We start from the raw sequence: 13239 nt of genomic DNA on the forward strand, positions 1-13239 counted from the left end.
GGGGCAGGGCCCGCGCCTCGTGTCATCCGACACGAAACAGGACGCGACACACACCCCGCCGTGGCCCCGATGCCCGGTCGCACGATGACGCTTGCGTGGAAGACAGGCGATGGCCGTGAACCGGGCGCCGACCCGTTAGGATGCGATTTCTAATCCAACGTCCTAAATCCTCATCATGAACAAAGCCGCGCGATGGGTCGCTGCGGTTCAAGTGCAAACCAATGTCAGGACCATCATCATGGCCAAAGCCAAAACCCCGAAGAAAACCGCCCGGAAAACCACCCGGAAAACCACCAAGGCATCCGAAACGTCCACGCTGCGCAAGGGCGCGCTCGCCTATGTCGGTCTGTACGGTCTGGCCTATGAGCGGGCGCAGTTCCGTGCCGATCAGTTGAAAGCCAAGTCGGGCGAACTGTTCGACACGCTCGTCAGGAAAGGCGAGACGCTCGAGGCGCAAGGCCTCGAGCTGACGAAGGACGCGCGCGCCAAGGCGTCGGACCTGGTCGAGGACGGGGTCGAGACCGTGCGCAACGTCGTGCCGTTCGGCGGCCGCGACAACCGCGTCGAGGAGCTGGAAGCCGAAGTGGCCGCGCTCAACAAGAAGATCGCCGCCCTGTCAAAGAAGGCGTCGACGCCGCGCAAGACCGTGAAGACCGAAAAGACGGACGCGAAGGCAGGCGAGAAACAAGCCGCCTGAGCGTTCTTCCACTAGACATCGATCACCGGACACCGATCCGGAGCGCCGCGCCCGCCCTTCCGGCGGATGGCGTCGCGATCGCCGACATTCTGCGGCGCATGCGGCTCTCCCCGCATGCGCCGTTTTTCGTGGGCGGATGGCTGTGGCCGGATCGACGACCGGACCTACGACCAAGGTCCGTTTGTCACCTGCGCCGTCTCTGTCTAAGGTGGGTCCATAACCGGCAAAAGCCGGACGGCCCGGAGAGAACGGGCGGGTGGAACCGGGAGAGGCGCATTCATGGCCATGAAGAAGGAAAAGGTCGCCGACCGGGCGGCCGAGAATACGGTGGCGGTCAATTCACTGGTGGGGTTCCGTCGCTCCGAAGTGGTCAAGAGCCTCGGCATCATGGCGGGCTATATCGCCAAGCAGCCCAAGCCGTTCGCCAAGCATGTCGGCGCTTACGGGCGCGAGCTGTTCGACATCGTCAAGGGCGACAGCGATCTGGCGCCCCATCCCAAGGACCGGCGGTTCCAGGACCCGACCTGGTCCAAGAACCCGCTCTACAAGCGCGGCCTGCAGAGCTGGCTGGCGATGCGGCGCGAGCTCAACGGGTGGATCGCGGAGAGCCAGATGCATCCGGCCGACAAGGCGCGGGCCAGGTTCGTGACCGATCTGATCGGCGACACGTTGGCCCCGACCAATTCGCTGCTGGGCAATCCGGCGGCGATGAAGAAGCTCTACGAGACCGGCGGCCTGTCGCTCGTCGCGGGCTTGAAGAACGCCTATGACGATCTGACCAAGAATGGCGGCATGCCCAGCCAGGTCGATGGCCGCCCCTTCAAGGTCGGCGAGAACATCGCCAACACGCCCGGCGCGGTCGTGTACAAGACCGAGATGCTGGAACTGATCCAGTACCGGCCGATGACCGAACAGGTGTCCAGGACGCCGCTGATGATCATCCCGCCGCAGATCAACAAGTTCTACGCCGTGGACATGGCGCCGGACAAGTCGATGATCCGCTTCCTGCTGGGCCAGGGGATCCAGGTCTTCGCCGTCTCGTGGCGCAATCCGGGGCGGCAGCATTCCCATTGGGGCCTGGAGGCCTATGTGGAGGAGCTGATCGCCGCGTCGGACGTGGTGCGCAAGATCACCCGGACCAAGCGGCTCAACCTGTCTGGCGCGTGTTCGGGCGGCATGACGATGGCGCTCATGCTGTCGGAACTGGCGGCGCGCGGCGACGACCGGATCAATGCCTTCACGCTGATGGTCAGCGTGCTGGACGGCAAGAAGTCCGATAGCGAAATCGGCCTGTTCGTGACGGACTCCGCGATCGAGGCGGCGCGGCGGCATTCGAAGAAGAAAGGCATTCTGGCCGGGGACGAACTGGCGCGCAGTTTCGCCTGGATGCGGCCCAACGACCTGATCTGGAACTATGTGGTCAACAACTACCTGCTGGGCGAGGATCCGCCGCCCTTCGACGTGCTCTATTGGAACAACGATTCCACGAACCTGCCCGCGCAGCTGCACAGCGATTATCTGGACACGTTCCAGCTCCGGTCCTTCCGGCCGGACAAGTCCGAAGTCTTCATGGACCACATCATCGACCTGAGCGCCGTCACGCAGGACAGTTTCATGGTCGCGGGCGTGACGGACCACATCACGCCGTGGAAGGCGTGCTACCGCAATGTGCGGCTGTTCGGCGGGGAGACCACCTTCGTGCTGTCCAATTCCGGGCACATCCAGTCGCTGCTCAACCCGCCGGGCAATCCCAAGGCGCAATATTTCGTCAATGAGGATTTCCCGCCCCGGGCCGACCGCTGGCTGGAAGGGGCGGAAAGCTTCGGCGAAAGCTGGTGGCTGCGCTGGGCCGAATGGCTGGGCGAACGGTCGGGCGAGACGAAGGCGGCGCCGAAATCGCTCGGCAACAAGGCGCATCCGCCGACGGTGCAGGCGCCCGGAGAATACGTCTTCACATAGGCGTCGGGCGCGCTTCGTTGACGTTCCAGACGAGGCCCATGCGGCGCAGGGCGCACAGCACCCACCAGCCGGGATCGGGCTGGCCCGGCAACAGCCCGAGGCGGGCGCTTTCCGGAAAGGCGTGGTGATTGTTGTGGTAGGCCTCGCCGAAGGTGATCAGGCCGAAACCGCGCACATTGCGGCCCTGCGTGCAGTGCCCCGCATTGTGGAACCGGCCGCTCTGCCAGCGTTGCGGCGTGGGATTATGCGCGACCCAGCCGACCGCCCAATGGCCGAAGATGCCGAGGCTGACCCGTCCGCACACCGCCCAGGCGACCCAGCCGGGCCCGCCGATGAGAAACAGCGCGGCCGCGACGGGCAGTTGCTGCGCAAAAGCGCCGGCCTGCAGGAATTGCAGGGCGCGGCTGTCGCGGTAGAGCGCGCTTGGTCGGAAACTGGGCGGGCTGTCCAGAACCAGGCGGCCATGCACTTGCCACCAGAAGTCCCGCCATGGTCCGTGACCATGACGTAGATAGGGATGGCAGTCGGGCTGCCGCTGCGCCCAATCGCGCAGGTCGTGGGTGTGCATCATGGTGCGCGGTCCGCCGAGCCCGACCAGCGTGCCGAGCCAGGCGCCTGCCAGCGTCAGCCAATGCGGACAGTCGAAGCTTTCATGGATCAGCCGCCGGTGCATGCCGAGCGAATGACCGCCGCACAGCACGACGGCGCAAGCGACGAGAAAGGCGCCGACCGCGCCCCAGCTGAACCGGAGCGCGCCGCCGACGATCCAGCCCGCCGTCATCGCGCTCCACCAGAGCGATTTGACCGGATCCCATCGCACGCACCCGGCCACCGGATCGCAGCCGGGCGTCACCCGGATGCGCTCCATGATGTCCCTCATCCGTCTGCGCTCCGACCCGGATCCGGATCTGCGCCGAGAATGTGCGCCAGCGCGTAATCCAGCCCATCCGACATGGCCCGGCGCTGCAACGGGCCGAAATACCAGGACGGCGCGAGGCGGCGCTCATAGCCGACGCTCAGCGTGGCCTGCGTGCGCCCGTCGGGCTGCGGCGCGAGATCCAGCGTCCAGCTATCGAAACGCATGTAGTGCGACAGATAGCTGTCGTCGCGGACGAAGCGCGCATGTGCCGGCCCAGCTTGGCCCAATATCCGCGTCCCTCGGGCTGCGGGATGACGACATAGATCAGGATGCCGATGAGGAAGGGCACGAGCATGTAGAGTATCGCACTTTCGCGCAGCCAGCGCGTGTCGAGCGATAGCCGGACCAGACCCGTCGCCAAGGCGATCAGCAACAGATAGCGCAACCAGACTGGATTGGGATTTTTGCTCATCCACCCTCGCAACCGGGTCACGGCTTTAGCTCTTGCTCAGGCCGAGCAGGGCGACGATGCGGTCGCCGAGGCGGACGAGGCGCGTCAACGTCTTGACCGGCAGGCCCTGCATCTGGCTGTACCAGCGGTCCATGTCGGCGGTGAACGCATGCATTTCGCGCAGGCGGCGGCGCTGTTCGTCGCTGACCTGCAAGTCGCCTTCGGCATCGGATAGACAATGGGACAAAGTCTCCAGAGCGGGATCGATTTCCCGCGCCTTGCGGATGGCGGCGATACGCCGGGCCAGTTCCCAGACGTCGGTCTCGGCCGTGAAATGATCGCGCCGCTCCCCGGCGACAGGCACGCGTTGCACGATGCGGAAGGACATGAGCTCTTTCAAGCTGTTCGACACGTTACTGCGGGCGATGCCCAGCGTCTCGCTGATGACATCGGCGGGCAGAGGGCGTTCGCTGATATAGAGCAGAGCGTGGATCTGCGCGATGGACCGGTTCACGCCCCATTGTTGGCCCATATCGCCCCAATGGAGAATAAAACGCCGCACGGCCTCCGGCATGACGTTGATAGTTTCGGTTCTTTCTGTCATGACAGAAACATATGAAACTCCATGGTTCGATGCAAGCGTCTTCGGAGACATTGAATCCGAAGGATTTTGGAGAAGCGAGCTTGAGAGCAAGCTTTCGCAGTAAGTGAAAAGCTGTGGGGTGACAAATCCGCACGATGCGGGTAGACAAATATCAACAATCGCCGATTGTCGGGTTCAACCTCGATGGGTCGGTCAGTGCTCGCCAGACAGCGGAGGAGCCATGCCAGTATCCAACAGAGGAACCGGACTGCGGTCGAATGCGACTCCATCCATTCTGAATGGCGACGCAAAGGCGACGGCTGTCGCGACCGCCGAAATCGAGGCCGAACGCGCTCCGGCCCCTCCCAAACGTGCCGCGCCTCAATCCGAGAAGGCCCTATCCGCCTCCAAGCGCGATGCGATCTGGCTTCAAGCCATCGCCCAGAACCGCGACGCCAAGGCCCTGACCGATCTGTTCGACGTCTACACGCCCAAACTCAAAGGGTGGCTGATGGCCCGCGGCGCAGGCGGTGCGACGGCCGAAGACGTGGTCCAGGACGTCATGCTCAAGGTCTGGACCGGCGCGAAGATGTTCGATCCGGCCAAGGCGTCGTTTGCGACCTGGGTCTACCGCATGACCCGCAATCGCTGGATCGACCATCAGCGCAAGCACGGACGCATGGATGTGCGCGATCCCGACGCGATGAAAGTCATCGCCGACGACGAGGTTCCGAGTGCCGAACAAGGCTATGTCGACCAACAGGACAGTCACTGGCTCAATGCCGAGATCGACCGGCTCACCCCATCACAGCAGGTCGCCATCCGCATGGCCTACATGCAGTTCAAGACGCACAAGGAAATCTCCCGGGAAACGGGACTGCCCCTCGGCACCGTCAAGACCCGCATCCGCTCCGCCATGCAGGCGTTGAAAGCCAATATGGGAGAGCGGGAACCAGGCTGAGAAGGTTTCCCGGCGCGGCGGACCGTGAAGTTCGAGTGTTAGGGGCCATGACTTTGGTCGCGGCTATGCATTCGGATCAACTGTGCATCCGGGTTCAATTCGTCTCCGGCGATGATGTCCGGAAACGGCCCTGGGTCGGAGTCCCACCCAACATTCAGATCTCTCCGGGGCGCGGGTAATTCACTCCTCATCCTCCGCCTTCTCCGGGTCATACTTTTCGAACCAGCCCATGATGTTGTCCACCTTGGCGATCAGGCGGCTCGGGCGGCTGGCGATGGAATGCGACGAGCCTGGAATGCGGATCAGCGCCGTGTCCACGTCGTTCATCTTCAGGGCCGTATAGAACTGCTCCGCCTCCCAGGTCGGGGTGCGCCAGTCCTCTTCGCCGACCATCATCAGGGTCGGCGTGGTGACATTGTCCACCAGCATGATCGGCGAAAAATCCAGATAGGCTGCCGGATCTTCCCACGGATCGGCGCGGATCCAGTGGCGCCGGACGAACTGTCCGATATCGGCGGCCAGCGCCATCGTCATCCAATTGATGACGGGCTTGACGGACGCCGCGGCTGCGAAGCGGTCCGTCTTGCCGACCGTCCAGGCGGTCAGAATGCCGCCGCCCGATCCGCCAGTGACGAACAGGCGGTTCGGATCGGCGTAGTTCTTCGCGACCAGCGCGTCGACGACATCCATCAGATCCTGGTAGTCCTCGCCCGGATAGGCCAGGTCAATTTCCTGCGCGAAAGCCTCGCCGTAACCGGTGGAGCCTCGCGGATTCACATAGACGGTGACGTAACCTTCCGCGGCGAAGCGCTGGATCTCGCTGGCGAAGAAGGGCGCGTACATGGTGTTCGGCCCGCCATGGATTTCCAGGATGAGCGGGAAGCTGCCATCGGCCTCGAAGTCCGGCGGCAGCGCCACCCAGGCTTCGATCTCCAGCCCATCGATGGAGGACGGCACCTGGATTTCCTCCAACGGCGCCATATCGAGGAACGGCAGGATGTCGCCGTTCAGATCGGTCAGAACGCGCGGCTGCGCACCAGGGCGCTGTACCGCGATTTCGGCTGGGCGGTCCTTGAACCCGGCCGTATAGGCCAAGGTCGGTGTGGCGGTGCGCGAGGCGCTGAAGCTTCCCGACGCATAGGGCCGCCCGATCGACGTGCCGCCCAAGCCGGTTGCGACCCTGCTGACGCGGTTGGCGTTTGTGTCGACGCTCAGCACGTCTATGGCACCGGCATTCTCGACTTGCGTGTAGAGCGTGCGGCTGTCCGGACCCCAGACGAGGCCGCCGAAGCTGAAGTCCTGGTCCGCTGCCAGCTGGCGCTTGTTCGCGCCGTTCGCGTCCATGACGTAAAGGCGCGATTGCTGGTAGGCTTTAAGCGCGTCGTCATAGCCGACATAGGCGATCCGTCGTCCGTCCGGCGAAACGGTCGGGCCGCCGTCCGGGCCGTCGCGGTCGGTCAGGGCGCGCATGGACAGGTCGGACAGATTGACCGCGTAGATCTCGCTTTCGATCGGATCCATGTCACGGTCCTCGGCCTGATTGCCGACGACCAGCAAGGTGCGATTGCCCAGCCAGGCCGGGCTGCCGTAATCGACCTCGCCGGACGTGATCTGGCGCGGCGATCCGCCGTCCGCGGAGATGGTGAAGACGTGGGTTGCACCTTCGCGCAAATAGCCCGCGCCGTCGAAGCGGAAGGTCAGGTCGTCGAACACGCGCACAGGATCCGACCATTCCGCCCCTTCGGGTGTCGCGGGCGCTTGGGCGAAAGCGGGGGTCTCGCCGGGCACGAAGCTGGTGAAGGCGATAGTGCGGCCGTCCGGTGACCAGACTGCATTCCCCGGCCCTTCGAAGAACTGCCCGAGCGAGACATCGCTGCCCGTATCCAGGTAGTGGACGCGCATGTCGGGTTTGCCGTCCGTCGTCGTGGTGTAGAGCAGACGCGTGCCGTCCGGAGACCAGCGCGGATTGCCCTTGGACGCCTCGCCCACGATCAGCGGGCGATGCGCGCCCGAAGCCACGTCCAGCCGCCACAGATCGCCGCGGTTGGTGTCGGATTTGCGGTCCATCGACCGGCGGACATAGACGACACTGCGCCCGTTCGGCGATATCTGCGGGTCGGACGCATATTCGATGTCGAAGACACGCTCGGCGGTGAAGCGTTTGGACATGTCGTCCGTGTCCTGCGCCAGGGCCGGGGCGGCCAGCAGCATCGCTAGTCCGCAAGTCGCTGTCAGCAGAGTTTTCATCGTATCAATCCCTTATTCAACTCAGTTCAATCCGCACGGATCGTCCGGCGTCAACTCTTGCCCTCGCGCCGTTGAGCCAGCTCGGTTTCCAGCGTTTCGCGCAACAAGGCGCGCGCTTTCTCGGCGCGTTCCGCCAAGGCACCGAAATCGCCGCGCAGATGATAGGTTTCCTGGATGTTCTGATAGTCGAGTTCCAGGAACTTCTGCGCGAGCATCTCCGATTCCTCTTCGCTATAGCCCATCGAGGTCAAGACGGATTCACCCAAAGCGAGCGCGCCACGCACGGTTTCGCGTTCGGCGAAATGGACCTCCTCGGCCAGCAGGTCGAACAGCTGCACCCGGCCCTTGGCACGCACGATCAGCTTGGCGTCCGGAAAGGTCTCCTTGATCTGGCGGACAAGTTCCACATTGTCGGCGATGGCGACGACGATGATGCAAGCGCTGCCCGCGCCGGCTTGGCGGAGCAATTCCATATCGGTCGCGTCGCCGTAGAAGACGCGGTGGTGGAACTGTTTGAGGAACTCGATGTGATCGCCATTATTGTCGATCAGCGTCGTCTTGATGCCTTGCGCTTCCAGCAAGCGGCCGATGATCTGCCCGATCCGGCCATAGCCCAGGATCAGCACCGGATGGCGCTGATCGAACGGCGCTTCGCCCGTCGTGACGGATCGGGTGACGAGACGCGGCAGGACGAACTTGTCGAAGACCAGCAGAATCAGCGGTGTGAGCGCCATGGAGAGCGCGATGACCGCCGTCAGGATTGCGGCCGTTTCAGGCCGGATCGCACCTTCGGTCGTGGCGAAGGTGAAGATGACGAAACCGAATTCGCCCGACTGGCAGAGCAGCGCCGAAAAGAACAGGCGGGCGCGGCGTTTCAGCCCGGACATCTTGCCGATCAACATCAGGATGACGAACTTCAGACCCATCAATCCGACCACCAGACCAGCGACGAGGGCGGGCTGGGACGCGATGAAGGCCAGATCCAGGCTCATCCCGACGGAGATGAAGAACAGGCCGAGCAGCAGCGCCTTGAACGGTTCGATATCGCGTTCGAGCTGATGGCGATATTCGCTATCGGCCAGAACCATGCCGGCGATGAAGGCGCCCAGCGCGGCCGACAGGCCCAGCCACGCCATCAACAAGGCGGCCCCGACGACGAGCAGCAGGGACACGGCCGTGAACGTCTCGCGCACATTGGCCCTGGCGATCAGTCGGAACAGCGGGGCGAGCAGGTAGCGTCCGCCCAGGAACATGCCGACGAAGACAGCCAGAGCCGCAACGGCGCGCCAGATGCCGGTCGGCGCGAACGGCGCGCCTTCATCCGCGCCGTAATCGCTGATAACGCCGTCGAACGGGGTCAGGGTGGCCAGAATCGGCATGGCGGCGATCATCGCGATGACGATGACGTCCTGGAACAGCAGGACGGAAAATCCGCTTTGTCCTTCCGGCTCGGCCATCAGGCGGCGGTTCTGCAGGATCTGCAGCGCCATGGCGGTCGATGACAGGGACAAAGCCATGCCGACCGCCAGCGCTTCGCCGGTGGACAGGCCGATCAGCAGGGCGATTCCGGCGATCGCCAGCATCGTGATCGCGACCTGCGATCCACCCAGGCCCAGCAACTTGCCCCGCATCGACCAGAGCTTTCGCGGTTCCAGTTCCAGGCCGATAAGAAACAGCATCATGACGACGCCGAATTCGGCAAAATGCAGGATGGTGATCGGGTCGGAGATGAGGCCCAGCACGCTAGGCCCGATTAGAATGCCCCCGATCAGATAGCCGATGACCGAGCCGAGGCCCGACAGTTTGCTGATGGGGACGAGCAGGCAGGCGGCGCAGAGGAAGACGAATACGGAAAAGAGGAAGCTGCCATCCATATGACATGCCTAGGGGGTCATCGAAAAAATGGCCAGACAGGATTAATCGAGTATTGCCGCCAATCCGCCCAGGGTCGCCGTTTCCGTCCGCAGGGCCAGACGCGCGGCGAAAGCCTCTTCGTCCCGACCCCAGATTTCCTCGCGGTGGAGCTCTTCCAGGCGCGACAGATCGAATGCATCTTCCGGGGGCAGCGCACCTTCCATCACGGCCATGGCCAGAACGGCCGATCCGTAAACGGCAACAAGATGTACGAAGAGCGTAAGGGCGAAATCGGACAGGTCGCGCGCATACTCGGCTACCGCATCCAGGCTGGCGTCCGGTTGATCGACGGCGCGAATGGCGTCCGTCGTCTCCAGCCGCACCCCCCGCTCCGCCGCCCAGTCCAGCCAAGGATTCCAAGCCGCTGCCTGCCGCGCGACATATTCAACCGGATCGGGCGCGCGGTAGGAAAGCAGGTCGGTTCCGGCATAGTTTCTCGCTTCGCCGATCAGCGCGTCGCGCCGGTCGGCGACGCGCTCGCTGGCGACATTGGCCAACCGCGTGACCGGCATGGTCGTGGGGTCGATCTCTCCGTCTTCGGCCGCCGGAACGGCGTCCCACTCATGCTTCAACTGGGCCGCGATAGCCGCACTGGGCACCCGGACCGGCCGTTTGCCGGGTGTCTTCAGGGCGCGCCCGTCCAGCCGGATGAAATGACCGTCGTCGTCGCTATCGAGCGTCACATCCGCCCAGAACCGCTTCGCCATCACATCAACGCGTCCCAATCCACCTGCGCCTCGGCCGGGTCGAATCCGAACAAGTCGAAAGCTCGCTCCATATGGTCGGGCAGAGGTGCGCTGAGCGAGAGATCGGGCCGCCCTTCACGCGGGATGGTGAGCGCCCTGGCGTGCAGGTGCAGCTGCTTGTTCAGTCCGCCAGGCAGGGGGCGGTCCGTCATGTATTTCGGATCCCCCGCCAGCGGCGCGCCCAGAATCTGCATGTGCAGGCGCAGCTGGTGCGTGCGCCCGGTCAGCGGTTTCATGACGACGAAAGCCGATTTCGCCCCGGCCGTCGCGACCGCCTCATAAAGCGTGCGGGCATGCTTGGCGTTGGGCGTGCCGTGACGGACGGCCATCATGACTTCCTTGCCCATGTGGATGTTGCCGAAGCGGTTATCGAGTTCGCCCTTGGCCATATAACCGGCGATTTCGCCGGAAAGGGGTCTCGGCACGCCGTTCGTCACACCCCAGTAGATCTTCTCTGCCTTGCGGCTCTGGAAGGCGCGCCCAGCCCATTTGGCGGACGCCGCCGACTTGGCGATCAGCAGTACGCCGGACGTATCCCGGTCGAGCCGGTGGACGAGGCGGTAGCCATCCGGCAGCATCCCGTCGATATGGTGCGTCGTCTTCGATCCGCCCTGAACGGCCAACCCCGCAGGCTTGTTGATGGCCAGAAGCTCGTCATCCTCGTAGAGCGCGATTTCACCCAGCTTGTCCCGATCGCGGCGACTCGCCGTGCGCTTGATCTCGGCAGGGTCGGGCAAAGGCGGGATGCGGACCGTTTGTCCGGCTTCCAGTCGCAGACTACCCTTAGCGCGTTTGCCGTCCACGCGCAGTTGGCCGGTGCGCAGCAGTTTCTCGACCTTGCCATGCGCGATGTGCGGGAAAAGCCGCTTGAACCAGCGATCGAGCCGCTGTCCGGCATCGTGATCCGGCACGTCGAGTTGCTGGACGCCGCTCATGCGAAAGCCTTTCTGGCGACCATCAATCCGAAACCAAGGGCAATGACGGCCAGCAGGACCGATCCGCCGACATAGGCGGCCAAGGCGCCGTAGCGGCCCTTTTCCAGCATCAGCCACGCTTCCAGCGAAAAGGCCGAGAACGTGGTGAACCCGCCTAGCAGGCCGACGCCCAGCAGGAGCCGCAGATCATTGCCGCCGTCCTTGGTCGCCAACCAACCAGCCAGCACTCCCATCAACAATCCGCCCAGCACATTGGCCGCCATCGTGCCGACCGGGAAGCCGGGACCGAAGGCGCGCAAGGCCAGCTGTCCGAGACCGTGCCGTCCCACGGCACCGATCCCGCCACCGAGCGCGACGAGCAGATAGGTTTGCATGGGCGCGGCTATAAGCCCCCTGCACGAGGAGGCAAGATCAAGTCGGGTTAGGCAGCGCCCGAACGGGCAGAAGCGCGATCCGGCCCTGTCGGTCGATCTCGATTTCCCACAGATCCGCACCCCCTTCAGCATCCAGTACGCGTTCGGCGTCGCGCGTCGTTCTGATGGCCCGGTCATTGACGCTGACGATGATGTCGCCGGGGCGAAGCCGGTTGTAGTGGGCGGCGGCGCGGCGCTGCACCTTCATGACCATCACGCCGCTCAGATAGGGATCGAAGCCGAGCTCCTCTCCCAACGCGGGGCTGAGATTGACGACGGTCGCCCCGTCCAGCGGGTGCATGCCGAGCAAAAGCCGTTCGTCGCGCGGCGGATCTTCCTTGGGCGTGTCGATACGGACATTGGCGGTGCGTTCACGGCCGTCGCGCATATAGGCGATACGCGTGCTGTTGCCGGTGCGCAGGGTCGCGAGTTTGAATCTCAGCCCGTTATCGTCGTTGACCGGCGTGCCGCCGACCGAAAGGATGACATCGCCCTTGCGCAGGCCGGCTTCGGCGGCCGGACCAGCGTCCAGCAATTCGTTGATGACGGCGCCGCGTGCCCGGTCGAGGCCGAGCGCGGCCGCCATGGTCGCATCGACGGCATCGGTCCGGGCGCCGATCCAGGGCCGGACGATCTCACCGGTGGACAGGGCGCTGTCCACGGCGCGGCGGACCAGTTCGGCCGGAATGGCGAAGCCGATGCCGTTGGAGCCGCCGGAGCGCGAGAAGATGGCCGTGTTCACCCCGATCAATTCGCCCGAGAGATTGACCAGCGCGCCGCCGGAATTGCCGGGATTGACCGCCGCGTCGGTCTGGATGAAGGAACTGGAATTCGACACGTTGGTCCGGCCGAGCGCGGAGATGATACCGCTGGTCACAGTCTGGCCGACGCCGAACGGATTGCCGATGGCCAGCACGATGTCGCCGATCTCACGGTCGCTATCCTGTTGCAGCCGCAAAGTCGGCAACGGCTCGCCGTTCGTATCGATCTGCAATACGGCGATGTCGAGGTCTTCGTCCTGCGCCACGACCTTCGCGTCGAATTCTCGCCGGTCGTTGAGCACGACGCGCAATTCGTCCGCGCCGCGGATGACGTGGGCGTTCGTCACGACCGTGCCGTCGGAGCGCACGATCACGCCCGAGCCGAGCGAGTTCTCGACCCGCTCCTGCGGCGCGCGGCCCATGCCGAACATGCGGTCGAAGAAGTCCGATCCCGTCGTCTGACGCCGCCGCACGGTGCGCGACGTGAAGATGTTGACCACGGCCGGCGCGGTCTCCGCGACGACCGGCGCGTAGGAAAGCTGCACCTCCATCTGGGAAGACGGCACTTGCCGCATCTGCGTGGAAGGCGACAGCGGCACTTGTGCGGATGCGCCGATGGGCAGGGCGAGTGCGGCTGTGGCGAGAGCGGCGGTCAGCGATCGTTTCATAGACGCGCTATAGGCGATGCCCCGCCTGCGGTCCAAGCGGGACGT

12 protein-coding genes are annotated in these 13239 nt (G+C 64.3%); 3 read left to right on the forward strand and 9 right to left on the reverse strand.

Annotated elements, in window-relative coordinates; genetic code table 11:
- Positions 1-238: 238 nt before the first annotated feature.
- Both Q0718_RS02520 and Q0718_RS02525 read left to right on the forward strand, forming a co-directional pair.
- Positions 239-697 carry a hypothetical protein gene (locus Q0718_RS02520; protein WP_298912977.1) on the forward strand — a complete coding sequence of 153 codons (459 nt, stop codon included), beginning with the start codon at positions 239-241 and terminating at the stop codon, positions 695-697.
- Positions 698-976: 279 nt separating this feature from the next.
- Positions 977-2656, forward strand: coding sequence for an alpha/beta fold hydrolase (locus Q0718_RS02525; protein WP_298912980.1), 1680 nt, complete (start codon positions 977-979; stop codon positions 2654-2656).
- Here the strand turns inward: Q0718_RS02525 and Q0718_RS02530 are convergent.
- The 3 genes from Q0718_RS02530 to Q0718_RS02540 form a co-directional block, all read right to left on the reverse strand.
- Positions 2649-3536, reverse strand: a complete 888-nt coding sequence (locus Q0718_RS02530; RefSeq protein WP_298912983.1) for an acyl-CoA desaturase — start codon at positions 3534-3536, stop codon at positions 2649-2651. The two genes, Q0718_RS02525 and Q0718_RS02530, sit on opposite strands and share 8 nt — an antisense overlap.
- The gene (locus Q0718_RS02535) at positions 3533-3802 is read right to left on the reverse strand and encodes a hypothetical protein (RefSeq protein WP_298912986.1); all 270 of its coding nucleotides are present in this window, start codon (positions 3800-3802) and stop codon (positions 3533-3535) included. The genes Q0718_RS02530 and Q0718_RS02535 overlap by 4 nt, the downstream gene beginning before the upstream one ends.
- A gap of 210 nt (positions 3803-4012) precedes the next feature.
- The gene (locus Q0718_RS02540) at positions 4013-4570 is read right to left on the reverse strand and encodes a MarR family transcriptional regulator (protein WP_298912989.1); all 558 of its coding nucleotides are present in this window, start codon (positions 4568-4570) and stop codon (positions 4013-4015) included.
- A gap of 220 nt (positions 4571-4790) precedes the next feature.
- Here Q0718_RS02540 and Q0718_RS02545 point away from each other — a divergent pair, with 220 nt between their 5' ends.
- Positions 4791-5510, forward strand: coding sequence for a sigma-70 family RNA polymerase sigma factor (locus tag Q0718_RS02545; protein WP_298912992.1), 720 nt, complete (start codon positions 4791-4793; stop codon positions 5508-5510).
- A 180-nt stretch (positions 5511-5690) separates the two neighbouring features.
- On the opposite strand, the gene Q0718_RS02550 is transcribed toward Q0718_RS02545, so the two are convergent.
- Genes Q0718_RS02550 through Q0718_RS02575 form a run of 6 tightly spaced genes read right to left on the reverse strand, consistent with a single transcriptional unit; the run spans position 5691 to position 13194 of the window.
- The gene (locus tag Q0718_RS02550; RefSeq protein ID WP_298912995.1) at positions 5691-7757 is read right to left on the reverse strand and encodes a S9 family peptidase; all 2067 of its coding nucleotides are present in this window, start codon (positions 7755-7757) and stop codon (positions 5691-5693) included.
- A 50-nt stretch (positions 7758-7807) separates the two neighbouring features.
- A complete protein-coding gene (locus Q0718_RS02555) occupies positions 7808-9631 on the reverse strand; it encodes a monovalent cation:proton antiporter-2 (CPA2) family protein (RefSeq protein ID WP_298912998.1) in 1824 nt (607 codons plus the stop codon).
- A gap of 42 nt (positions 9632-9673) precedes the next feature.
- Positions 9674-10396: an ATP12 family protein gene (locus Q0718_RS02560; protein WP_298913001.1), complete on the reverse strand. Its 723-nt coding sequence runs from the start codon at positions 10394-10396 to the stop codon at positions 9674-9676.
- The gene (locus tag Q0718_RS02565; RefSeq protein ID WP_298913004.1) at positions 10378-11352 is read right to left on the reverse strand and encodes an RluA family pseudouridine synthase; all 975 of its coding nucleotides are present in this window, start codon (positions 11350-11352) and stop codon (positions 10378-10380) included. The genes Q0718_RS02560 and Q0718_RS02565 overlap by 19 nt, the downstream gene beginning before the upstream one ends.
- A complete protein-coding gene (gene crcB / locus Q0718_RS02570) occupies positions 11349-11726 on the reverse strand; it encodes a fluoride efflux transporter CrcB (RefSeq protein ID WP_298913007.1) in 378 nt (125 codons plus the stop codon). The genes Q0718_RS02565 and crcB overlap by 4 nt, the downstream gene beginning before the upstream one ends.
- Before the next feature lie 37 nt (positions 11727-11763).
- Positions 11764-13194 (reverse strand): Do family serine endopeptidase, encoded by a 1431-nt coding sequence (locus Q0718_RS02575; RefSeq protein ID WP_298913009.1) that lies wholly within the window; start codon positions 13192-13194, stop codon positions 11764-11766.
- Between the last annotated feature and the right edge of the window lie 45 nt (positions 13195-13239).

It is taken from the genome of uncultured Algimonas sp. (assembly GCF_947498175.1).
Lineage (GTDB): Bacteria > Pseudomonadota > Alphaproteobacteria > Caulobacterales > Maricaulaceae > Litorimonas.